This window comes from Pseudomonas sp. MF4836 (assembly GCF_002018875.1).
GTDB lineage: Bacteria > Pseudomonadota > Gammaproteobacteria > Pseudomonadales > Pseudomonadaceae > Aquipseudomonas.
On the sequence record NZ_MVOL01000001.1, the window covers coordinates 716,516 to 737,245 of the forward strand.

General features: G+C 64.6%; 15 protein-coding genes and 1 riboswitch. Of the genes, 4 read left to right on the forward strand and 11 right to left on the reverse strand.

Annotation, left to right across the window (positions count from 1 at the left end; genetic code table 11):
* Nucleotides 1-1,293, forward strand: a complete 1,293-nt coding sequence (locus tag MF4836_RS03155) for an MFS transporter (protein ID WP_078469078.1) — start codon at nt 1-3, stop codon at nt 1,291-1,293.
* Between the two features lie 46 nt (nt 1,294-1,339).
* Here the strand turns inward: MF4836_RS03155 and MF4836_RS03160 are convergent, their stop codons facing one another.
* From MF4836_RS03160 to MF4836_RS03200, 9 genes are all read right to left on the reverse strand, one after another.
* Nucleotides 1,340-2,311, reverse strand: a complete 972-nt coding sequence (locus MF4836_RS03160; RefSeq protein WP_078469079.1) for an aliphatic sulfonate ABC transporter substrate-binding protein — start codon at nt 2,309-2,311, stop codon at nt 1,340-1,342.
* A complete protein-coding gene (locus MF4836_RS03165; protein ID WP_078469080.1) occupies nt 2,308-3,204 on the reverse strand; it encodes an ABC transporter substrate-binding protein in 897 nt (298 codons plus the stop codon). The genes MF4836_RS03160 and MF4836_RS03165 overlap by 4 nt, the downstream gene beginning before the upstream one ends.
* Nucleotides 3,201-4,349 (reverse strand): LLM class flavin-dependent oxidoreductase, encoded by a 1,149-nt coding sequence (locus tag MF4836_RS03170; RefSeq protein WP_020298901.1) that lies wholly within the window; start codon nt 4,347-4,349, stop codon nt 3,201-3,203. Before MF4836_RS03170 ends, MF4836_RS03165 begins: the two co-directional genes overlap by 4 nt.
* 29 nt (nt 4,350-4,378) lie before the next feature.
* The gene (locus tag MF4836_RS03175; protein WP_078469081.1) at nt 4,379-6,904 is read right to left on the reverse strand and encodes a TonB-dependent receptor domain-containing protein; all 2,526 of its coding nucleotides are present in this window, start codon (nt 6,902-6,904) and stop codon (nt 4,379-4,381) included.
* A gap of 91 nt (nt 6,905-6,995) precedes the next feature.
* Nucleotides 6,996-7,946 carry a FecR family protein gene (locus tag MF4836_RS03180; protein WP_078469082.1) on the reverse strand — a complete coding sequence of 317 codons (951 nt, stop codon included), beginning with the start codon at nt 7,944-7,946 and terminating at the stop codon, nt 6,996-6,998.
* Nucleotides 7,943-8,443, reverse strand: a complete 501-nt coding sequence (locus MF4836_RS03185) for a sigma-70 family RNA polymerase sigma factor (RefSeq protein ID WP_078469083.1) — start codon at nt 8,441-8,443, stop codon at nt 7,943-7,945. The genes MF4836_RS03180 and MF4836_RS03185 overlap by 4 nt, the downstream gene beginning before the upstream one ends.
* 147 nt (nt 8,444-8,590) lie before the next feature.
* Nucleotides 8,591-9,946, reverse strand: a complete 1,356-nt coding sequence (locus tag MF4836_RS03190; protein ID WP_078469084.1) for an amidohydrolase — start codon at nt 9,944-9,946, stop codon at nt 8,591-8,593.
* Between the two features lie 260 nt (nt 9,947-10,206).
* The gene (locus MF4836_RS03195; RefSeq protein WP_078469085.1) at nt 10,207-12,360 is read right to left on the reverse strand and encodes a TonB-dependent receptor; all 2,154 of its coding nucleotides are present in this window, start codon (nt 12,358-12,360) and stop codon (nt 10,207-10,209) included.
* Between the two features lie 108 nt (nt 12,361-12,468).
* Nucleotides 12,469-12,673, reverse strand: a riboswitch (cobalamin riboswitch).
* A 105-nt stretch (nt 12,674-12,778) separates the two neighbouring features.
* Nucleotides 12,779-13,852 carry a hypothetical protein gene (locus MF4836_RS03200; protein WP_153050185.1) on the reverse strand — a complete coding sequence of 358 codons (1,074 nt, stop codon included), beginning with the start codon at nt 13,850-13,852 and terminating at the stop codon, nt 12,779-12,781.
* A gap of 268 nt (nt 13,853-14,120) precedes the next feature.
* On the opposite strand from MF4836_RS03200, the gene MF4836_RS03205 reads away from it, so the two are divergent.
* Nucleotides 14,121-14,618 (forward strand): DUF1543 domain-containing protein, encoded by a 498-nt coding sequence (locus tag MF4836_RS03205; protein WP_078469087.1) that lies wholly within the window; start codon nt 14,121-14,123, stop codon nt 14,616-14,618.
* A gap of 23 nt (nt 14,619-14,641) precedes the next feature.
* On the opposite strand, the gene MF4836_RS03210 is transcribed toward MF4836_RS03205, so the two are convergent.
* On the reverse strand, nt 14,642-15,292 hold the full coding sequence (locus MF4836_RS03210; protein WP_078469088.1) for a DUF2625 domain-containing protein: 651 nt from the start codon (nt 15,290-15,292) through the stop codon (nt 14,642-14,644).
* Nucleotides 15,293-15,601: 309 nt separating this feature from the next.
* Here MF4836_RS03210 and MF4836_RS03215 point away from each other — a divergent pair, with 309 nt between their 5' ends.
* Nucleotides 15,602-16,420, forward strand: coding sequence for a cyclase family protein (locus MF4836_RS03215; RefSeq protein ID WP_078469089.1), 819 nt, complete (start codon nt 15,602-15,604; stop codon nt 16,418-16,420).
* A 4-nt stretch (nt 16,421-16,424) separates the two neighbouring features.
* Here MF4836_RS03215 and MF4836_RS03220 read toward each other — a convergent pair whose 3' ends face one another.
* The gene (locus MF4836_RS03220) at nt 16,425-18,317 is read right to left on the reverse strand and encodes an ATP-binding protein (RefSeq protein WP_078469090.1); all 1,893 of its coding nucleotides are present in this window, start codon (nt 18,315-18,317) and stop codon (nt 16,425-16,427) included.
* A gap of 307 nt (nt 18,318-18,624) precedes the next feature.
* Between MF4836_RS03220 and MF4836_RS03225 the strand changes: the two genes are divergently transcribed.
* Nucleotides 18,625-20,724 (forward strand): PQQ-dependent dehydrogenase, methanol/ethanol family, encoded by a 2,100-nt coding sequence (locus MF4836_RS03225; protein ID WP_078469091.1) that lies wholly within the window; start codon nt 18,625-18,627, stop codon nt 20,722-20,724.
* Nucleotides 20,725-20,730 lie beyond the last annotated feature (6 nt).

Sequence of the window (20,730 nt, forward strand, 5' to 3'; positions counted from 1 at the left end):
ATGAGCACACTCAAATCCCGGTCACTGCCGCTGCCGGCCATTAGCGGCGAGGCGTCCACGGCCTTCGCGCCGAAACGCTGGCTGTACCTGATTCCACTGATTTTCATCACCTACAGCCTGGCCTACCTGGATCGGGCCAACTACGGCTTCGCCAGCGCCGTGGGCATCGAGCAGGACCTGGGCATCAGCAAGAGCACGTCGTCGCTGATCGGCGCGCTGTTTTTCCTCGGCTACTTTTTCTTCCAGGTGCCGGGGGCCATCTACGCGCAGAAATACAGCGTGCGCAAACTGGTGTTCTGCAGCCTGATCCTGTGGGGCGTCTGCGCCATGGCCACCGGGCTGGTGACCAATATCCCGATGCTGATGGTAATCCGCGTCTCCCTGGGTATCGTTGAAGCCGCGGTAATGCCGGCGATGCTGATCTTCATCAGCAACTGGTTCACCCGCAAGGAACGTTCCCGGGCCAATACCTTCCTGGTGCTGGGCAACCCGGTCACCGTGCTGTGGATGTCGGTGCTCTCGGGCTACCTGATCCAGGCCTGGGGCTGGCGTGAAATGTTCATCATCGAAGGTGCTCCGGCGGTGCTCTGGGCCTTTGTCTGGTGGCGCATGGCGCGGGACAAACCGGAGCAGGTCGACTGGCTGAGCCGCGAGGAAAAGACCCAACTGGCCGCGACCCTGGCCAGTGAGCAGCAAGGCCTGAAGGCCGTGCGCAACTATCGCCAGGCCTTTACCAGCCCGGTGGTGATCCAGCTGTGCTGTGTGCATGCACTGTGGAGCATCGGGGTCTACGGCTTCATCATGTGGCTGCCGACCATCATCAAGCAGGCGGCGGCCGCCGATATCGTCACCGTCGGCTGGCTGAGCGCGGTGCCCTATGTCGCGGCTGTGGCGGCGATGCTGGTGGTGTCCTGGGCCTCGGACAAATCCCAGCAACGCAAACATTTCATCTGGCCGCTGCTGGCGCTGGGGGCCTTGGCGTTTTTCTGCTCGTACCTGCTGGGCTCGACCCACTTCTGGCTGTCGTTCGCCCTGCTGAGCATTGCCGGCGCGGCGCTGTACGCACCCTACGGGCCCTTTTTCGCGCTGATCCCGGAGATCATCCCGGCCAACGTGTTCGGCGGTGCCATTGGCCTGATCAATGCCTGCGGTGCCCTGGGGGCCTTTATCGGTTCGTGGATCGTCGGCCACCTGATCGGCCTCACCGGCAACCCGGGGGCGGCCTACATCTTCATGACCGTTGGCGTGCTGTCCTCGGCGCTGCTGATGGCCTGGGTCAAGGTCCGGCGCTGACCCCACCACCGGGATAACGGGCGCGCAGCCCGGTATCCCGGTCGGCTTACTCGGCGTTGCCCAGGTCCACCACATGCTCAAGGATCACCGGTTGCTGGCGAATGATCTGCTTGCGCCAGTACCAGTCGGCAATGTGCTGGATCTGCTCCACCTGTTGCGCACCCACTGCCAGCAAGGGCGAGGTGTTGGTCGCGCCCAGTTGCCGAGCGACCTCTTCACCCTGGTTACCCATCTGCCTGGCCCAGATCCGACCCGCTTCCAGAGGGTGCTCGCGGGCCCAGCGGTTGCTGCGTTGCAGCACCTCCAGCACGGCTTTCACCACCTGGGGATGAGCCGCGAGGAAGTCCTGGCGGATAAAGTAGCCGGCGGCGTTCTCCGAACCCAGTTGCTGGCCGTTGATCAGCAGGCGCCCGCCGTAATTGTTTTGCGCCAGGGCCAGGTACGGGTCCCAGGTGGCCCAGGCGTCCACATGCCCGGAGGCAAACGCCGAGCTGCTGTCGGTGGGGCTCAGGTACTGCTTGTGCACGCTGCCTTCATCGATGCCGGCGGTTTCCAGGGCGCGGGACAACAGGTACTCGCCGGTGCCGCCCCGGTTGACCGCGACGGTTTTGCCCGGCAGGTCGGCCAGGCTGTGAATCGGTGCCTGGTCCTTGACCACAATCCCTTCACCATTGGCCGGCATCGGCTGGTAGCCGAACATGCTCATCGGCATGCCCCCGGCAATCGCCGTGACAAAGGCGGTGGAGCTGCCGCTGGTGAGGTCCAGGGAGCCGCCATTGAGGGCTTCATAGGCCGGCGCCGCCGCCGGGAACGGCCCCAGCCAGCGGACCTTGACCGCAAGCCCGGCCAACTCTTTTTCCAGCTCGCCGGTGTCGCGTACCAGGGACAGGTCCGAAGGGCCACGCAGGTAACCGATGCGCAGTTCCAGTGGCTCGGCCTGGGCGTTGGCGCACAGCAGCCAGGCGCTCAGGCCGAGGCTGGCGAACAGCGCGATGGCGCTAGGGCTCGATGCTTTCATGACAGCTCCGTGGACAGTGACAAGTCGCGGCCGAGGCTCGGTGGCAGGGCATTGTTCAGCAGCCCGGCACTGAACAGCAGGCGGGCCTGCTGGTCCTGCTCGTCAAGGATTGGCTGCCGGGCCGGCTCAATGCCCCAGGGGCGCTGACGCAGGCTGGCGGCCCAGGTGCTGGCGGCAACCTGTTGCGGGTGGCTGCCGGCCAGCAACTCGGCTGCCTGCTCGATATGCCCGGCGATCCAGCGGTCATTCTCGGCCAGGGCCTGGAACACCAACCGCGCCTGCTGCGGCTCGCGCTCGACCCAGGACCGGTTGGCCCAGAACAGCGAGCGATTGGGGATGAAGTCGCCGGCCTGGCCCAGGGCTCGCACCTGGCCGGTCTGCAACTGCTCGCTGAGCAGCGGGTCGAGGGCGGCCCAGGCCTGGACCCGACCTGCCTGCAGCGCGTGCTGGCCTTCGCGCCCGGGCAGGTCCAGCACCTCCACGGCCTGGTAGTCCAAGTGGTGGCTGTGCAGGGCCTGGGCCAGGAAGTGATCGGTGTAGGAACCCACGGTGCTGGCGATGCGGCTGCCCCGCAGCTGGTCGATGCGCTGCAGCGGGCTGTCGGCCAGCACCAGCAAGGCGCTGCTGGTCTGGCGCGAGGCCGAGGCGCCGACGTAGACCAGGTCGACCCCGGCGGCCCGGCTATAGAGCGGCGGTGTCGAGCCGGTGCCGACCCAGTCGACCTGGTCTTGTTGCAAGAGCCTGCCGCTGTCACGGCCTTCGGCGTAATCCAGCCAGTGCACGGCCCAGCCCCGGGCCTCGGCCAGTGCCTCCAGGTGCCGGCGCTGGCGCAGGATAAACAGCGACAGGTTCATCGGATGGCTGCCGATACGCAGGGTGTGGGCGCGGCTCATGAGGGTTGCTCCGCACTGGCGACCGGGCTGTCCCAGAGGTTGCCCCAGGTAAAGCGCTGCTCGGTATCGGCCTCGACTGCCTGGCTCGGCAGGCGCGTGACCGGGAGCCGTGGCAGCACCTGTTCGCCGAAGCGGTAGGCCTCTTCGAGCAGGGGGAAGCCGGAGAGGATAAACACCTCGATACCGGCATCGGCGTATTCCTTCATGACCCGCTCTACGGTGTCCGGGCTGCCGACAATCGCGGTGCCCGGGCCGGGCCGCACCAGGCCGATGCCGGCCCACAGGTTGGGGTAGATCTCCAGGTCGCGGGCGTTCTGTGGCCGGCGTTCGCCGTGCAGCGCGGTCATGCGTGCCTGGCCCACCGAATCGGAATTCTTCGCCAGGGCCTGGCGGTTGGCGATGGCTTGATCGTCCATCCCGGCGTACAGCTCATCCACTGCGGCCCAGGCTTTTTCATCGGTGTCGCGCAGGATCACATACAGCCGGATACCAAAGCGCAGGGTGCGCCCATGGGCCGCCGCACGCTGGCGTACCTGGGCAATTTTCTCGGCGGCCTGGGGCGGGGTTTCGCCCCAGCTCAGGTAGGTGTCGACGTGTTTTGCGGCAATTTCCTGGGCCACCTCGGACGAGCCGCCAAACCACAGCGGCGGCGCATATTGCGGGCCGCCGGGCAGGGCCAGGCGCGCTTCGCGGATATCGAAATACTCGCCCTTGAAGTTCACCGTCTCACCGGCCAGCAGCGGCTTGAGCACGCTCAGGAACTCGTCGCCCAGGGCATAGCGGCCGTCGTGGCTCATGTTCAGGCCGTAGGCGCCCAGGGTGTTGGCGTCACCGCTGACCACATTGAGCAGCAGCCGGCCCTTGGACAGGTGGCTGAAGGTCAGGGCCATCTTGGCCAGCAGGGTGGGCGAGATCAGCCCGGGCTGGATGGCGATCAGAAAGCGGAAATTTTCGGTAAAGGGAATCAGCGATGCCCCGAGAATCCAGGGGTCGTGGGCGCCCGTGGCCAGCAGGGCTCCGGTAAAGCCCAGGTGGTCGACGGCCCGCGCCACTTGTTGCAGGTAGGGGTAGGTCACCGCGCGCGAACCGCTGGCGGTCCAGGGCTGAGGGCCATCGGGGGCGGTCAGGTACCAATAGATTTCCATGTGTTGCTCCTCGATCAATGACGAATGAATTACCAGCGCGTGGTGACGGACAGCCCGAGGGTGCGTGGCTCGCCGTAGAAAATGGCGTTGCCGCCGTAGGAGACCGGCAACGAGTGATTGACGTATTTGCGGTCGGTGATGTTTTGCGAGTAGAGCGAGATTCGCAGTTTTTCGTCCTGTGACAGCCAGGCCAGGCTGGCATTGCCGAGGGCGAAGGCGTCTTCGCTCAGGGCCGGATCGGTCTGGTTGTTGGCGAAGTAGTACTGCTTGCTGCGGTAGCTCCAGTCGGTCTGCGGAATCAGGTAGCCGCCAATGCCCAGGGGGTAGCGATACTCCACACCAAAGGTGGCCGAGACGCTGGGGGCGCGGACAAAGCGATTGCCGGAAAAATCATCGCTGCCGGACTGGTAGTCGGTGAACTCGCTGTGCAGCAAGCCGATCCCGGCCTGCAGGTGCAGGCCGTCCACCGGCAGGGCTTCAATTTCCAGCTCGGCGCCGCGCAACTTGCCGCGGGCACCGTTGGTCAGGGTCGACAGCGCCCCGGTGCTGGTGCCGACCACGGCATTGAGCTGGATGTCCTTGTAGTCGTAGTAGAAGACGCTGCCGTTGAGGTTCAGGCGGCCATCGAACCACTCGGACTTGAGCCCCAGTTCATAGGCCGAGAGGTACTCCGGGTCGACCGTGGCGACGCTGCCCTGGCTGGTGGCGCCGGTATTGAAGCCGCCGGAACGAAACCCCTTGGCGTAGCGCAGGTAGACCCGGGCGTGATCGTTGAGCTGGTACTCGGGGGTCACGTCCCAGGTGAAGTCGTTCCAGGTCCGGCTTTCATCCTGGACCGCCGTGACCTGCAACGGGTTGCTGACACTGCTGCGCGACCACCAGCGGCTGGGGTCACTGAATTGCGCGCTGCCGACCGCCGCCACGCGGTTGAGGTCGATGTCTTTCTGTTCGCTGGTCCAGCGCAGCCCGGTGGTGATGCGCAATGGCTCGGTCACCTGCCAGGTGGTGCTGCCGAATACGGCGTAACTGGTGTTGCCTTGCTCGGTCTGGGTGTTGTTGAAGTAGGGCGTGAGGAAGCTGCCGTCGACGGCGGCGCGGGCTTCGGTGTAGTCGAGCTTTTCATGGAAGTAGTGCACCCCGGCGACCCAACTCAGGGTCTGTTCCTTGGGCGAGGCCAGGCGCAGCTCCTGGGACCACTGGCGGCTGTGCAGGTCGCGATAACCACGGGCCAGGTCGGCCGGGGTGTAGTCGCTGTCGCCGCGAATGGTGCGGGTGACATCCTCGAAGGCGCTGATCGAGGTCAGGGTCAGGTCCCCCAGTTGCCAGTTGAGGGTGGCCGAGCCGCCCTTGTGCTCCAGGTCATCCTTGCCGGCGAGGGTGTAGTCGACGTTGGTCCGCGACAGCCTGGGGCTATAGCCGAAGGCATTGGTGCCGTTCGCACCCCGGGCGAGGATCCCGGCGGTGCTGCCGTCGAGGCCATTGCCACGGCTCTTGAAGGTGCGGTAATGCAGGTTGAACACGCCGTCCAGGCTGTCGTTGAAGTTCACCGCCAGTTGCAGGCGCAGGGCGTCGTCCTGGGTATCGCCGCTGCGTCCGCCGCTGCTGTTGTCTTCCGCCAGGCCGTCGCGCTGGTTATGGCGGAACGACACCCGGCCGGCGATCTTGTCATCCACCAGCACGGTCCCGGCGGCGCCTTCCACCGTGCGGCTGGCATGGCTGCCGGCGTCGAGCTTGAGGTAGCCGGGGTTGTCCTTGAAGTCGGGTTTGCGCGACACGAAATTGATCGCGCCAGCGGTGGTGTTCTTGCCCCACAAGGTGCCCTGGGGGCCCTTGAGCACTTCCACCCGGTCCAGGTCGAACAGCGGAAAACTGGTGGCGTCGACGTTGTTCAGGTACACGTCGTCGAGGTAGATGCCCACCGGACTGACGGTATTGGCGCGCTGGTCACCGGTGCCGATCCCGCGGATCCACCAGCGCGGTCGCTGGTTGTCGATGGTGGCGGATGAAGTGTTGGGGATGAAGCGGGTGATCTGGGTGGCACTGGCGCCGGCATTGGTGTCTTCGATCTTGCGCCCGCTGACCACGCTCATCGGCACCGGCACCCGTTGCAGGGCTTCCTCGCGTTTCTGCGCGGTCACCAGCACGCTTTCCAGGCGTGGGGTGCTGGCTTCGCTGCGGGGCGCAGGGCTGACGGTCGCGTCCGCCGCCGCAGTCGGCTGGCCCTGGATGCTCAGGGCGCCCGAGGCCTCACGCTGCACGCGCAGGCCGGAACCCTTGAGGGCCCGTGAGAGTGCCTGTTGCAGGTCCAGGTCGCCGGTGATCGCCGGGCTGCTCAGGCCTTCCATCAGGTGCTGATCAAAGGCGATCAGTTGCCCGCTTTGCCGGGAGATCGCCAGCAGCACGCTGTTCAGCGGACCCGCCGCAATGGCGTAGTGCTGACGTTGCTCGGCGGCTTGCAGCGGCGCGGCCAGCATTGGCAGCAGCGGCGCTCCGGCCAGGGCAATGGCCAGGGTCAAGCGGTTCAGGGGGATGCGCACGCACGCGACATGGGGCATTTTTTTATCGATCCTGGTTGAGAGTGACTGCCGGGTTGACGGGGCAGCCCGGGTCATTTCCAGTCGCGGCTCAGATCGATTTGTTCCTAGCTTATGCCGGCTCGATATTCGCCCACAGGCGGCTGCGCCAAGTGACCCGGATCGGCGCGATGCTGGCGAGCATGTCCAGGGCCTGGTGGCTGTTATCCAGGGGGAACAGCCCGCTGACCCGCAGCCCGGCCACCGCCGGCGACAGGTGCAACAGGCCGGGGTGGTAAGGGCGCAAGGCGGCCACCACCTGCTCCAGGGGCAGGGCATCGGCTTCGAACAGCCCTTTGAGCCACAGGGTCTCGCTGTCGGGTGCGGGGCCGGTGTGCCAGGCGCCGTCGCGGCTCAAGCGAGCCCAGTGGCCGTGGGGCAGGGTGCGGCTGGCACTGGCGCCGTGCAGGCTCAGGTCGGCGTCCAGGGCGGCGACGTAACAGGCGCTGGCTTCCTGGCGCAACAACAGCCGCTGTTGCCGGGCCTCGACCCGCAGGTTGCCTGCCTGCAGGACAAACGCCCGTTGCGAGTGCTGGCGCACGTCCAGCAGCAATTGCCCGGCATGCAGGGTCAGGCCGCGCTCGGCGCCGTCGAAATGCGGGCTGATGCGGGAAGCGGCGTCGAGGGTCAGTTGGCTGCCATCGGGCAGCTGGAACTGGCTGCGCTCGCCGATCCCGGTGTACAGGTCACCCGGCCAGGCCAGGCCGGTACTGCCCAGGCGACTGAGCAATCCGGTGGTGACCGCCAGTCCCGCCAGGCCGAGGCTGGTGCGCAAGAACCGGCGGCGGCTGGAGGGTGCATCCAGGGCTTGCTGCAACTGCCGGGGGTTGAGATCGCGCAGCTTCGACGCCTGGATAAACCCCAGCTGCTGATTGATCCGCGCGATGCATTCGGCGTGCTGCGGGCTGCGCGCCTGCCAGTCGAGAAACGCCGCGTGGCGCGCCTCATCGGCTTCGCCGGAATGGAGGAAGGCCAACCAGCGGGCGGCTTCGATCCGGATCTGTTGCTGCGAATCCGTACTCATTGCGCCAGGGCCTCCAGGCAACACAGATACGCCTGCTCCATATGCTGATGGACGCGGCTTTTGGAAATCCCCAGCTGACGCCCGATCTGTTCGTAGGTCATGCCGTCGAACAGGCTATGGATAAACGCCTGCCGCGCCTGATGCCCAAGGCCCTTGAGCAGGCGGTCCAACTGCAACAGGGTTTCGATCAGCATCGCGTGTTCCTGGGGGGAGGGCAGCTCGCTGTGAGGTTGCTCCTCCAGGGTCGCCAGGTACGCCCGCTCCAGGTCGGCCCGGCGCCAGTGATCGATCATCAGCCGTTTGGCGATGGTGGTCAGCAGCGCCCGGGGCTCGCGCACCGCGGCCAGATCCTCGATCCCCAGCAAGCGCATGAAGGCCTCGGCGGCAATGTCCTCGGCGCTGTCCTGGCAGCCCAGCAAACGGCTGACCCGAGCGCGCAACCAACCGTAGTTTTTGCTGAACAGGCGGGTGAAATGATGATGGGATGTGCTGGGCATGGCAGGCAATCACGAGCAAGCGGACGGGCAATGTTGGCGAATGTGCTTGATTAAATAAAAGAATAAAAAGTGTGAGGGTTATTACTTTTTATCCATGCGGAGGCTGCGTACCGCCCTGCATCGGGCAGCACGCGGCCCGGCAGCCCGCTACTTGTAGCCGTTGTTGGCGAGATAGGTCAGGGTCACCCGCGACAACGCGCGCACGCCCACTGGCAGGGCCTGGTCGTCCACCAGGAATTTGGGTGAGTGGTTGGGCCAGGCCTTGGCCGGGTCGATACCGTCGGGGGTGACGCCAAGGCCGAAAAACAGCGCCGGAATGCGCCGCGAGTATTCGGCGAAGTCGTCGGCGGCGTAGACCCCGGAACCCAGGGTGACGGGCTTGCCCGACGAGGCTTCGAGCTGGGGCAGGAGTTTGTCCACCAGATCGGTGTTGTTGTAGCCGGCCGGGTAGCTGCCGGGGAGGATCTCGACCTTGGCGCTGGCTCCGGCGCTTTCGGCGATTTTGCTGGCGGTGCGTTGCAGGCGGCTGATCACATCGTCGCGCTGGGCGTCGGTGAGGGTGCGCAGGGTGCCTTCCATGCGCACTTCGGCGGGGATGATGTTGCTGCGCACGCCGGCGTCGATCTTGCCGATGGAGATCACCGGGGCGGGCAGGGCCACCAGGTTCACCTGGCGGCTGGGGATGGTCTGCCAGCCGAGGATGATCTGCGCCGCCAGGGGGAAGGGGTCGATCCCAGCCCAGGGGAAGGCGCCGTGGGTCTGTTCGCCGGTGATGGTGGCGACGAAGTTGTCCGAGGCGGCGGTGGTGCGTTGGCGACTGACCGAAAGGGTGCCGGACACCCCCGGCCCCACGTGCAGGCCGAAGATCGCTTGCGGCGCCGGGTTGGCCAGCACCCCTTGTTCGATCATCAGCCGGGCGCCGCCGGTTTCTCCCACCGGCACGCCTTCTTCGGCCGGCTGGAAAATGAACTTGATGGTGCCGGGCAGGCTGTCCTTGTGCGCCGCCAGGACCTGGGCCACCCCCAGCACAATGGCGATGTGCGCATCGTGGCCGCAGGCGTGCATGACCCCGACTTGCTTTCCGGCCTGGCTGAAGTCATTGCCGCTGTAGGCCTGGGTCACGGTCGAGGCGTAGGGCAGGCCGGTCTGCTCGGTGACCGGCAGCGCGTCCAGTTCGGAACGAATGGCCACCACCGGTCCCGGCTTGCCGCCGCGCAACAGCCCGACCACGCCGGTGTGGCCGATGTCGGTCTGCACTTCCAGGCCCAGCTCACGCAGGCGCGCGGCCACCAGCTTGGCAGTGCGCACTTCGCGGTTGCCCAGCTCCGGGTGTTGATGGATATCGTGGCGCAGCTCGATCAGTTGCGGGGTGGCCTGGCGGATATCCCGGTCGAGTGTCTGCAGGCGCTCGGCATCCACCACGGCGGCGCTGACGGTGTTGTGGAGCAGGGAGGAGAAAAGCAATCCGGCGCTGATGCCGAGTCGGGCGAAAGAGTGATTCATGCAAGGCCTCTGGGTTGGAACGGCAGAGCCCGAAGTCGGGCGCAATGGCGTTAACGCAGAAAGCATGCCAGCCCGCTTGCTGGCCGCCAGGCTGGCGTCGCGGGGAGATGAGGCGTGGGGATGCACCAGGCGCAACAGCCGGTTGCTGATGGTCTGCTGCTCTTCCAGCAGCCAGCGCCGGGAACCTGCGGGGTCCCCGGTGCCTGGCTCGGGCGGCGTTAAACGTGCCCGAGGGTTGCCCGCTACAGCGTGACAGGCACTTAGAAGCTGTAGTCGGCGGTGACGAAGAACGAGCGCGGCTCACCCATCAGCCATTGCTGGCCATTGTTCTGCTGGGCCACGGCGTAGCGCCGGTCGAGCAGGTTGTTGAGCTGCAGGCCCAGGCGCACATCCCGTTGCAGCTGCCAGCCGAGGTTGGCGTCGAGCACCGTGTAGCCCGGAACCTGGGTGGTGTTGGCCGTATTGGCATAACGCGCGTCGACATAACGCAGGCCCATTCCGGCTGTCAGGTCCTGGCTCAGGGCCTTGTTCAACCACAGGTTGGCGCTGCGGTGCGGCACGTTGCTCGGGCGATTGCCGGCGCGCGAGACCACCTGGCCCGACACCACTTCATCGAAGTCGTCGTATTCGGCCCGCACCAGCGCGGCATTGGCCGAGACCTGCCAGTCGTGAGCCAGGGCCAGCTCCAGGGATGCTTCCAGGCCGTCGGCGGACTGCTGGCCGACCTGTTGCGCCAGGCGCGTGACCGGGTCGCTGCTGAGCAGTTTTTTCTTGACGATATGGTAGGCCGCCAGGGTCCATTCACCGCGCCCGTCCCAGAACTGTTGCTTGAGGCCGAACTCGGTCTGCCGGGCCTCGGTCAGGTCCATCTGCTGCTGGCTCGGGTTCAGGCTGATGAGGTTGTTGACCCCGTCCTCGCTGGTCGAGTACTGGCCGTACAGCGACAGTTGGTCGGTGACCGCGAACACCAGCCCGGCGCGCCAGTTGCCGCCGGTGAGGCTGCGGTCGCTGCGGCTGCCGGCACGCTGGTCGTCGCGCTCGATGTGGTTCTGGTCGCGGCGCACGCCGGTCACCAGGGACCAGCGCTCGGACAGCTGCAAGCGGTTCTCGGCAAACAGGGCAAAGGTGTGGGTGCTGCTGGCGGTCTGGGGTGAAAATGCAGAGCGACTCTGGAAGTAACCCGCTGCCGGCTGCCAAGGGTCGATGTAGTCGCCGCCGACATCGGTATAGGGCGAGTTGTTGCCCACGGCGAACCTGATTTTGTTGTACTCGGTACCGACCACCGTGCGGCTGTCCAGGCCGAACAGCGAATGGTTGAAGGTGAAGCTCTGACGGTCGCCCATCTGCTCCTGGTCGTGCTTGATCTCCAGGTAGCTGTTGCGCAGCAGTTGCTGGCGGGGGCTGTCCCAGCTGTAGGTTTCGGCGTTGCGCCAATGGCGTCGGCTCTTGATGTAATACAGCTGGTTGCTGGCGCTGACGCTGTCGCTCAGGTTCCAGTCGGTATTGAGTCGGGTCCATTCGTCGTTGTAGCGCTGCACGGCGTTGCGCAGGTTGTAGTTCTTGTCGCGCAGGCTGTCGCGGTAGTGCCCGTCGAGCAGGGGCGTGCCGAAGTAACTGCTCGGTTCGCTGTCGCCACGCTCATGGGCGAAGGTGAAGCTCAGGTCATCGTTGGCCTGCCAGCGCAGGGCCGCACTGAGGGCCAGGCTGCGCGAGTCGCCGTGGTCGACCCAGCCGTTGCTTTGCTGCTGGTTCAGGGTCAGGCGATAGCTCAGGGTGTCGCTCAGGGAGCCGCCGCTGTCCAGGCCCAGCTGCTGGCGGTCGTTGGAGCCATAACCCAGGCGCAAGCGGTTGCGCACTTCACCTTCGAAGGGCTTCTTCGAGATCACATTGACCACCGCCCCGGTGGCGCCTTCGCCATAGAGCACCGAGGCCGGGCCACGGATCACGTCGATGCGTTCAACCATCCACGGGTCGACCGGAAACGTCAGGCTGCCGGCACCGGTGTACAGGCGGGCACCGTCGAACAGGGTCATGACCGAGCTGTGCCCGGTAAAGCCCCGCGCCGCCAACGCGGTGTTGCCGTTGCCCGGGGCGGCGATGCTGGTGATGCCCGGGGAGCGGGTCACCGCGTCCTGCACCGTGAGGTTATTGCGGTTGTCGATGGCGTCCTGGCCGATGCTGCTGGTGCTGGCGGGGTTTTCCAGGGCGCTCAGGTTGAGCCGTGAGCCGGCGGGCAGCGGTGTGCTGAGGGAAGTGTCATCGCCCTTGGCGACTTCGCTGACCAGGGTCGCCGGCAAGGCGAGCGCACGGTGGTCGGTTTCGGCAAAGGTCAGGGATGAAAAGGCCATGCAGGGGACAAAGGTGATCGGCAGGGATCGGCTTGCGAGGCTTTGGAGCAGGGGATTGCGGGACATGCTATTCCAACTGAGTCAGGAAAGAATGAAACCCGGAGGGAACAACGCATAAGGAATCGCAGGCGCACGCGCCCACGCAAACCGGACTGCGCCCGCCCACCGCGGGGTTGCCAAACGAAGTTGCAGGCCGGTCTCCGGGCTCGCGAGGGTCATGAAGCATTCACCTTCCCATGCCGGAGCACAGTGGTCTGTCGAATGCTTCGCTCGCTTACCGTTGCGGGGGCAGCGCCGGACTGATCACCGAAGTGACGCACCGGCTTCCCGTTTAATCCCATGCACGGCGGCATGGGACACCTGAAACTGGCGCGCATATGACCATTGATGAATTTCTTCGTCAATGCGCAAAGCTGCTACAGGGGAAAACAGTCTGTGCCGCCGCCGATCCTCGGCAGCGGCTACGCGATAGGTGGGGGATGCTTCAGGGGGTGGCCAGGGTCTGCTGCGGCTCGTATTCGGTTTCGGCGAAGTTGAAGTAGGTGGTGCCGGCATGCTGGGTGATCTGCGGTTCGCAGCGGCCAAAGGGTTCGGACAGATGCCCCTTGCCGTTGACCACTTTGAGCAGTATTTGCTCTTGGGCACTGCAGCCATTGCCGGCCCACGCGGCACTCACCAGAAACAGCCCATCCCCCAGGTGCTGCACAGCTTCGAACGACATGCCGTCGCTGAGCAGGGCCGACTTCCCGATCAGGGCACCGTTGACCAGCAATTGGCTGGGCGGGTTTTTATTGCCGTCATGCTGTTCGGCAATCACCTGCACCTTGTCGTTGCCGTTGACGGCCTGGGTCTGGGTGCCGATCTCCAGTGCCGGGTAACGACGGGCCTTGGCCGCTTCCGCGGCGTTGGCTTCGCGGGGCACCAGGCCCAGGCCGGCAGGGCCGCGCACGGTCATGAAGTCGGCGGGCTTGGCGGCTTCGAGGGCGCGCACGGCGTCGAAGTCCCAGTAATTGACCCGGGTCACCGCCATGCGCGAGGGCGCAGGCTCGATCACGCTCAGCTCGAACTGCTTGCCGGTCATATTCGGCGCATACAGGTAGGACAGGTGATCCAGCGATGCCTGGGCATGTACCGCGACCTTGTTGGTCTGGGTGAACGCCTGCAACGGGCCTGAATAACGGGCCAGGGCCTCGTCGGCGAGCTTTTTGCCGGCGGTGAGCGAGCCTTTTACCTCGGCTTCCAGGGCAATGACCCTGTGATCGGGGCCGAAGGTGTAGGTCGCCGATTCATAGGGCTTGTCGCGGTTGACCTCGGTGCGCCGGGTGTTGCCGAAGTAGATGGTCTGGTAGCGCAGGAACACCGTCAGCGAATGGATGCCCGCCGGGCCGGAGCCGGTGTAGGTCATGCAGCCCCGGGGGCAGGTTTCCTGAAGCAGCAGATTGACTTCGTCATAGGGCATGCCGAGTGCAACGTCATGCACGGTAAAGTCCGGGGCCGCCAGCAGCGTCGGCGAGACCAGCGCCGCCGCCAGCGCGAGCGCGTTGAATGTGTGCTTCAAGACCATCTCCTGGTTGTCCAATGGCGGGGCCGTCGTGCCCCACGCCGCAATCCTTGCCAGCGAATGGCATGGCCTGTGTGGCTATCGGCTGCTGGCGATTGGCCTTTAGCTGCAATGTGCTGAAAGCCGCGCGGGAGTGTCCCGGGCGCAGTAAAACCTCAGCAATCAGACGCAACATGGTGAAGAATATGGCGCTTGCCTGATGAGCCCCGACCGGGACCATCACCCTGAAATCGCTGCCGCCGGCGGCAGGTAACCAAGGAACAGAATGCTTTTTGTAGTGATGCTGGGGGGCAAACACCCCAGGGCCAAGATTGAGGTCCACGACGTGGTGTTCGCCATCGCCGACAGCCTGGAAGCGGCCTACCCGCAACTGCGCGAAGGCTGGTTTGGCAGCCCGGCGGGGCTGCATGTCGATTCGTGGATGCAGGTCGATGGTGTAGAAGGGTGGAAGGTGCAGTTGAGCCCGCTGGCGCCTCTGCCCGGGGCCCCGCGCCTGTATTTCATCAACCTCGGCGGCTATGAGGCCCAGGCCTTCGGCGAGGCCCACCACTACCTGCTGGTGGTGGCCCATGACAAGGCTGAAGCCAAGGCCAAGGGCAAGCGGCAGATGCTCAGCCACTGGAGCAAGGCCCATACCGACGCGCTGATGGACGTAGACGATTGCCTGCCGATCGATGCCGTGGACGGGCGCTATATCCACCTGGTGGAGGGCGAGCATCGCGGGGTGGTCCAGCGCAACGACTACATCGTGATTCCCCGCTGAGCCCCGGTGGCTGACGCTGGATCTCAGGCCGGAGCGTCGAGCTTTTGCGCCAGTTCCAGGTTCAGCCGGTAGTGTTCGTCCAGCGGCACGGCGCGCCGACTGCTGCTGTTGATGCTGCCTTCGGCGGTCCACAGGAACGGGTAGAAGCTCATGCACTGGTCTGCCCCAAGCTGCGGCAGTTCACGCTGCCAGCCGTCCCAGCGCAGGTCCTGGTAGAACTGCCCGAGGCGTTCGCTCAGGGCCCATTCGACGAAGTCCGAGTAGCCGATTTCCAGGGCTTCCCAGCGCAGGGTGTCCGGGGCCCAGTAGTACAGGGCCCCGGTATCGTCGCCGAGGCTGCCGCCGTTGATGGCGAAGAAGCCGCCCACGGCATCGTCGGCGACCAGCATCGCCCCCTGAATGCGGTCCTGGTTCCAGTCCCGCAGGTTGCGTGGCAGCTGTGGATGGCCCGACCCCAGCAGTCGCAGCCAGCCGTCATCGATCAACAGCCCACCGCTTTCGTAAGCCATGGCCCCGAGCACCGAGCGGGTGCTCACGCCGAGTGCCAGCAGGATGGCCTCGCGATCCGGCGCCGGCGCCAGCCATTCGCAGCGATGAGGGGAGCGGGCGATCCACGCCTCGATCAAGGGCAGTGCCGGGTCGGTGAGGTTGAGCAGTTGATCGAGGGTTGGCACGTCAAAATCCTTTTTTGCAGCAGGCACTCGCCAGGGGGCGCTGATCATATCAGGCGCGTAGCCGCTGCCGAAGGCTCTGGCCTGCGTTCGCAACACCGCGAAAGCTCGGCAGCGGCTACAGGGCTACAGGGCTACAGGGCTACAGGGCTACAGGGTGAATGTGGGGGATTGGATATTTTTGGAGGCTGATGAAAAGCGCCGCTCACTTAGTCACACTGTGCAGGCTTTTCCTGGGTGCTTTCGGGCAGCCACACAGAGTCGGGCACCAGGGCAGGATCCTCTTATTGTTTGATGGAGCACTCAGACGTCATGGTTAAATCAACGCAGAAAAACAGCCGTTTCAAAATGGCATCCATTGGCGTACTGACCGCGTTTCTGGCGGTCGGCGTGGCCAAGAGTTTCGCCGAGGACAAGGGAGTCCAGGGAATGCACAGTCTCCAGTTTCGCAAGGTCATCGACCTCAGCCACGTTATCAGCCCCTCCATACCGTTATGGCCCAACGACCCGCCAGTGACCTTCGATGTCGTGGCAACGCTGGACAAGGACGGCTATTACCTGCGGCGCTTCAGTATCGGTGAGCACAGCGCGACCCATATGAATGCGCCCAACAGTTTTCACGCCAAGGGCATGGGCATCGACGGCTATGCGCCCGAGTCCCTGATCCGGCCGGCGGTGGTGATTGATGTGCGCAGCCAATCCAAAGCCAACGCCGACTACGTGATCGGCGTGCAGGACATCGAAAAATGGGAACGCGAGCACGGCACGATCGCCAAGGGCTCGCTGGTGCTTTTCTACACCGGCTGGCAAGCCCTGTGGAACGACCCCAAGGCCTTTATCAATGCAGACGCCAAGGGCCCGCACTTCCCCGGTGTCGGTGCCGAGACCAGCAAATTCCTGCTTGAGAAGCGCCAGATCGCCGGCGTGGGCATCGACACCCATGGCGCCGATCCGGGCCAGGATGAGGTGTACGCCACCAACAGCCAGGTGCTGGAGAAAAACGGCATCATCCTCGAATGCCTGACCAACCTTGACCAGTTGCCGGCCAAGGGCGCGACGCTGGTCATCGGGGTACTGCGGCTGCAGGAAGGTTCGGGCTCGCCCGTGGCCGTTACCGCCCTGGTGCCTTGATGGGTCATTGACGGGAACGCGTGTCCACTGGCGGGGCGCTGGCCTGGATCTGTTGCCGGTAGTTGGATGCGCGTTGCAACACACTGGTCAAGGCCTGCAGGTTGGCCGGCTTGGTCAGGATGTCATTGGCGCCCGCCGCCCTGAAGCGCTCGACCTCGCTGGAAAACGCGCTCGCGGTAAAGGCCACGATGTAGCAGTTCTCGCTCAAGGGCAGGTCACGGATTTCCTCGATGGCTTCGAGTCCGGTCATCACCGGCATGTTGATGTCCATCAGAATCAGGTCCGGGATCGCGCCCACGCAGTACTTGATCGCCTCCAGCCCATTGTCTGCCAGCTGCGGTGCGTAACCGAGCCGTTGCAGCATCGCCATCGCTACTTTCTGGCTCACCGGGTGGTTCTCCACCAGGAGGATGTCGAGGGGGAAGCGCTCGGCGAACGACGAGTCGAAGTCCACCACCACATCCTGCTCCTCGCCCTTGGGGATCTCCGCCCCGGAGAACGGCTCCATGGGCAGGGAAAACGAGAATATCGAGCCGACGCCAAACTGGCTGCTGAAGGACAGGGTGCCATTTTGCGCTTCCACCAGGTTCTTGCAGATCGACAAGCCCAGGCCGCTGCCGGAAAAGCGTTGGTTGATCGGCCCCTCGAACTGGGCAAAGGGCTTGAACAGGCTGTCTTGCAGCTCGTTGGGGATGCCGACCCCGGTGTCGTAGATGGAAAACGCCAGGCGCGCGCGGGGGCCATAGCCGTTGGTGGTCACCACCAGCGACACCTTGCCGGTCTCGGTGAACTTGACCGCGTTGCCCAGCAGGTTGATGAGGATCTGGTGCAGGCAGTCGGCATCAGTCTTCACCAGCGCCGGGACCTGGGGCGAAATCTGCACCTCCAGCACCACCGGTTTGTCCTGCAGCCCCTGGCGGATCATCTCGACGCTGGAGGCAATCAGGGTGCGCAACTCGAAGACCCGGGGCTTGAGTTCAAGCTTGCCGGCTTCGATTTTCGCCAGGTCGAGAATATTGTCGATCAGCGACAGCAGGGTGCGTCCGCTGCTGTGGATGGTCTTCACCAGGCCGCGTTGTTCCGGGCTCAAGGGCGAGTCGGCGAGCAGCTCGGTCGCACCGATCACGCCATACATGGGGGTACGGATCTCATGGCTCATGGTGGCCAGGAATCGGGTTTTGGAGCGGTCGGCATCTTCAGCGGCATTCTTGGCCTGTTTCAGCACCTGCTCGTTGATCTGCAGTTGCTGCAGGTGAGAGCGCACGCGCAGCAGGTCCACGACAAACAGCAGGCTGAAGGCGAGAAACACCAGGATCGCCAGGATGATGTGGTGCAGGGAGTCCCGATGGAGCTGGTGGTAGTAATCGGCCAGGGTGATTTCCGCACCCGCAACGTAGACGGTCCCGTCCTTGGAGTGCAGGGGCACGAACACCGCTCGAAAGTCTCCCCAGTGATCGGTGTAGTCGATCCACACCGGCTTGGTGCTTTCGAAACTGTCGACCAATGCCTGGCTGGCGTCCGGGTAGGGGTCGAAAAAGCGCACGAAATTCTGGTTCTCGACCTCGGTCTTCGACGCGCTGGAACTGGCCAGGTAAGCCACGCCCTCGCGTTTGATCACGGTGTAGACGAACGCCGTGCCCAAGGCTTCGTTGAACCGCGACAGCCGATTGATGGCGTCCAGGTCTTCGGCTTCGGTCTTGGACTGCTTGTCGACCAGGTGGTCGTGGTAGTTGTCGCCGAGGATCGCTGCGGTGCCCAGCGCGGCATACAGCAGCTTGTTGTTGATGTTCTCAGTGAGGATTCCCTGGGTTTCAACGTAGAGGTAATAGATGTAGCCACTCACCCCGACGATATAAACCAGCAGCAAAGCCCATGTTTTCCTTCTGAGTTTGAACATTGATCCCAGCCTCCGTGCCAGTAGAACCGGACGATCAATGTGCGATCTCCGGGGGTTCCTTGCGCGGAGCATAATTTGGCAGGGGGTGGAAAACCATTGTTTTATTTTCAGCCTGCCGCCGCTGCCGGGCCTTTGGCCATGGGGCGCCGCGCGCGTACCGGACAAAAAATCAATATGGCACGCAGATGCAAATAACTGGCATACACAGACACGTTTTGCTGATCCAGCTTTGATCTAATCCCGTTCACCGGACAGGCGCCCTGCAAGTGCCTGCCACGCTGTCACCCAGAACGGGATAACAAGAATAATGAAACGCTTGATACCGCTTGCTGCTATTTGCCTCTCGACCCTGGCCCTGGCCGCGCCGCCGACCCCAGGCGCAGTCGACGAGAAACGCCTGCTCAACGCTGACCAGGAACCCCAGAACTGGATGGCCCACGGGCGCACCTACGATGAACAGCGCTTCAGCCCGCTGAACCAGGTCAACGACAAGAACGTCGCCGGCCTGGGCCTGGCCTGGACCCAGAAGCTCGACATCGACCGTGGCACCGAAGCCACGCCGATCGTGGTCGATGGGGTGATGTACACCACCGGCGCCTTCAGCATCGTCTATGCCTTCGATGCTGCCAGCGGCAAGCCGCTGTGGAAGTACGACCCGAAGATCCCCATGGAGAAACTCAGCCAGGGCTGCTGCGACGTGGTCAACCGTGGCGTCGCGGTGTGGCAGGGCAAGGTCTACCTGGGCAGTTTCGACGGACGTCTGATTGCCCTCGACGCCGCCACCGGCAAAGAGGTCTGGAGCGTCAACACCATCCTCGATCCGAACAAGAGCTACACCATCACCGGGGCACCGCGGGTGGTCAAAGGCAAGGTGCTGATCGGCAATGGCGGCGCCGAATTCGGCGTGCGCGGCTACATCACGGCTTATGACGCCGAGAGCGGCAAACAGGCCTGGCGCTTCTTCACCGTGCCGGGCGACCCGGCGCTGCCGCCGGAAAACCCGGCCATGGCCAAGGCCATGAAAACCTGGAAGGGCAATGGCTGGGTCAAGTGGGGCGGGGGCGGCACGGTGTGGGATTCGATGTCCTATGACCCGCAGCTGGACCTGCTGTATGTCGGCACTGGCAACGGCTCGCCCTGGAACTACGAGTTCCGCAGCCAGGGCGAGGGCGACAACCTGTACCTGTCGTCCATCGTCGCCCTGCGCCCGGATACCGGCGAATACGTCTGGCACTTCCAGGTGACCCCGGGGGATCGCTGGGACTTCACCGCCACCCAGCAGATCATTCTTGCCGATATCAAGATCGACGGCGCCGTGCGCAAGGTGCTGATGCAGGCGCCGAAGAACGGCTTCTTCTACGTCATCGACCGCACCAACGGCCAGTTCATTTCCGGGCGCAACTTCGTCCAGGTCAACTGGGCCAGCGGCCTCGACCCCAAGACCGGGCGCCCGATCCTCACCGCCCAGGCCGATTACTCCAAGGCGCCCAAGGTGGTGCAGCCAAGCTTTCTCGGCGGCCACAGCTGGCACCCGATGTCCTATAACCCGGCCACCGGCTACGTCTACATCCCGGCCCAGGACACCCTGGCCGAGCTCAAGGCGGCAGACAAACCGCTGTTTCTGCCGAGCAAGTCGGTGGTCAATTTCGGCCTCGACGTGCCGGACCTGCCGGAGGATCCCAAGGTCCTGAACCAGATCCGCAGCGCCTGGCGCGGGCACCTGATTGCCTGGGACCCGGTCAAGCAGCAGGCCGCCTGGACCCACGACTATGTCGAGTCGGGCAATGGCGGCACCTTGAGCACCGCCGGCAACCTGGTGTTCCAGGGCACTTCCGATGGCCGGGTCATGGCCTTCAGCGCCGACAAGGGCGAGCCACTCTGGGAGCACCGCGCCAACTCCGGGGTGCTGGGCGGGCCGGTCACCTACCAGATCAAGGGCGAGCAGTACGTGGCCTTCATGGCCGGCTGGGGCGGGATCATGCCGCTGATTGCCGGGCCGCTGACCGACAAGGGCAAGGTCCGGCCCGAGTCCCGGGTGCTGGTATTCAAGCTCGGGGCCAAGGAGCAGTTGCCGCCACCGCGCCAGGCGCCGGTGCTGCCACCGCAAGTGCCAGCACTGACCGCCTCGGCGGAGCAGATCAAGCAGGGGCGGACCTTGTTCAATGGCATGTGTGGTGCCTGCCACGGCCTGAACGCGGCCAGCGGCGGGGTGATTCCCGATCTGCGCTACCTGACGCCGGACAAGCACCTGGCCTTTGTCGGCATCGTCAGCGGGGCCTTCATGAACAAGGGCATGCCGAGTTTTGCCGGGGTCCTGGACATGCCGCAAATGGAGCTGATCCACCAGTACATCATCAAGCGCAGCCTGCATTTGCGTGCGCTGACCGACACCGCCGCAGCCCAGTAAAGCGTC

What these genes read in the sequence shown, in the direction of transcription:
- MF4836_RS03155 (WP_078469078.1), top strand. Translation starts at nt 1, where the DNA reads ATGAGCACACTCAAATCCCGGTCACTGCCGCTGCCGGCCATTAGCGGC.
- MF4836_RS03160 (WP_078469079.1), bottom strand. Translation starts at nt 2,311, where the DNA reads ATGAAAGCATCGAGCCCTAGCGCCATCGCGCTGTTCGCCAGCCTCGGC.
- MF4836_RS03165 (WP_078469080.1), bottom strand. Translation starts at nt 3,204, where the DNA reads ATGAGCCGCGCCCACACCCTGCGTATCGGCAGCCATCCGATGAACCTG.
- MF4836_RS03170 (WP_020298901.1), bottom strand. Translation starts at nt 4,349, where the DNA reads ATGGAAATCTATTGGTACCTGACCGCCCCCGATGGCCCTCAGCCCTGG.
- MF4836_RS03175 (WP_078469081.1), bottom strand. Translation starts at nt 6,904, where the DNA reads ATGCCCCATGTCGCGTGCGTGCGCATCCCCCTGAACCGCTTGACCCTG.
- MF4836_RS03180 (WP_078469082.1), bottom strand. Translation starts at nt 7,946, where the DNA reads ATGAGTACGGATTCGCAGCAACAGATCCGGATCGAAGCCGCCCGCTGG.
- MF4836_RS03185 (WP_078469083.1), bottom strand. Translation starts at nt 8,443, where the DNA reads ATGCCCAGCACATCCCATCATCATTTCACCCGCCTGTTCAGCAAAAAC.
- MF4836_RS03190 (WP_078469084.1), bottom strand. Translation starts at nt 9,946, where the DNA reads ATGAATCACTCTTTCGCCCGACTCGGCATCAGCGCCGGATTGCTTTTC.
- MF4836_RS03195 (WP_078469085.1), bottom strand. Translation starts at nt 12,360, where the DNA reads ATGTCCCGCAATCCCCTGCTCCAAAGCCTCGCAAGCCGATCCCTGCCG.
- MF4836_RS03205 (WP_078469087.1), top strand. Translation starts at nt 14,121, where the DNA reads ATGCTTTTTGTAGTGATGCTGGGGGGCAAACACCCCAGGGCCAAGATT.
- MF4836_RS03215 (WP_078469089.1), top strand. Translation starts at nt 15,602, where the DNA reads ATGGTTAAATCAACGCAGAAAAACAGCCGTTTCAAAATGGCATCCATT.
- MF4836_RS03220 (WP_078469090.1), bottom strand. Translation starts at nt 18,317, where the DNA reads ATGTTCAAACTCAGAAGGAAAACATGGGCTTTGCTGCTGGTTTATATC.
- MF4836_RS03225 (WP_078469091.1), top strand. Translation starts at nt 18,625, where the DNA reads ATGAAACGCTTGATACCGCTTGCTGCTATTTGCCTCTCGACCCTGGCC.